We start from the raw sequence: 1,309 nt of genomic DNA, 5'->3' as shown, positions 1-1,309 counted from the left end.
GATACGACTGTGAGGATGGCGGTGCCGTCTCGGCGGTGGCCTGACCCGCGATACGACTGACTGTCTTGTCCTGAGTCTTGATCTGTCGGCCACTGTCCGGGACGGCACTCGTTGCCGCCAGGCCGGCGGGTGTGTCCCGATAGGGGCCTTCGCGACAGGCACCGTCACAGTCCTGACCACCCTGCCAGCCCGGCGACGGCCACCAGCTCCGGTTCGATGGCAGGAGACCGATGACCAGTGCCAGCATGGCCCAGCCGATCCGTTTTCACCATGACTGCCATCGTGAGGTCGTCCTGGGTGTCGACACCCACAAGGACGCCCACGTGGCAGCCGTGGTCGAGACCACGGGCAAGTTGATCGACTCCCGGAGCTTTCCCGCCACGGCCGATGGCTACCAGGAACTGCTGGACTGGGCCCGTTCATCGGGCCTGGTCAGCCGCGCTGGAGTCGAGTGCACCGGCTCCTACGGAGCTGCGCTGAGCCGCTTTCTGCGCACCAACGAACTGACCGTCATCGAGGTGAACCAGCCGGACAAGGCAACACGCCGCCGTCGCGGCAAGACCGACACCATCGACGCCGAGGCAGCAGCGCATGCCGTGCTGTCCGGCCGAGCCACCGCGACGGCCAAGCTCGCTGACGGCCCCGTTGAAGCTCTCCGGCTCTACAAGATGGCCAAGGTCTCCGCGGTCAAAGCCCGCACCCAGGCCATCAACCAGCTCAGGGCGGTACTTGTGACGGCCAGTCCAGAGCTGCGAGAGTCCCTTGATGGGCTGACCATTCCCAAACTGCTCCGAGCCTGCATGACACTGCATAGGTCTACGGCTGGCACGGCCACAGCGGCCGCGGTCTTCACCCTGCGGCTGCTCGCCCGTCGAGTCGAGGAACTCGACGATGAGATCGCCGCTCTCAAGCAGCAGATCACCGACGTGATCAGGCAGCACATCCCGCAGCTGCTTGACTGCTACGGCGTGGGTCCGGACACCGCCGCGGCGCTACTCATTGCCACAGGCGACAATCCCGAACGGCTCCACAGCGAGGCTTCGTTTGCCGCGCTCTGCGGGGTGAGCCCGGTCGAAGCCTCCTCGGGCAAGACACAGCGCAGAAGGCTCAACCGAGGCGGTGACCGTCAGGCCAACTCGGCTCTCTACACGATCGTCCTTGCTCGACTCCGCTGGGAGACACGCAGTCGCAGCTACGTCGAGCGACGCATCGCCGAAGGCAAGACCCGACGCGAAGCCATCCGCTGCCTGAAGCGCTACGTCGCCCGAGAGCTATACACGATCATCATCCGAGCCCATGCTCGGCCCCG

The 1,309-nt window shown here is 65.7% G+C and carries 2 protein-coding genes; one reads left to right on the top strand and one right to left on the bottom strand.

The genetic code is table 11. The annotated features are described in order from the left end of the window. Nucleotides 1–247 (bottom strand): hypothetical protein (locus ACTWQJ_RS51465; protein WP_443313213.1); only part of this gene is annotated, 247 nt, incomplete at its 3' end. Here ACTWQJ_RS51465 and ACTWQJ_RS51460 point away from each other — a divergent pair. Beyond that, a partial coding sequence (locus tag ACTWQJ_RS51460; RefSeq protein WP_443313212.1) for an IS110 family transposase occupies nucleotides 231–1,309 on the top strand: 1,079 nt, incomplete at its 3' end. The two genes, ACTWQJ_RS51465 and ACTWQJ_RS51460, sit on opposite strands and share 17 nt — an antisense overlap.

This window comes from Streptomyces sp. KR55, assembly GCF_052245645.1.
Taxonomy (GTDB): domain Bacteria; phylum Actinomycetota; class Actinomycetes; order Streptomycetales; family Streptomycetaceae; genus Streptomyces; species Streptomyces flavusporus.
The sequence above is the reverse complement of the archived record's forward strand: the minus strand, read 5'-3'. Positions and strand labels throughout refer to the sequence as shown.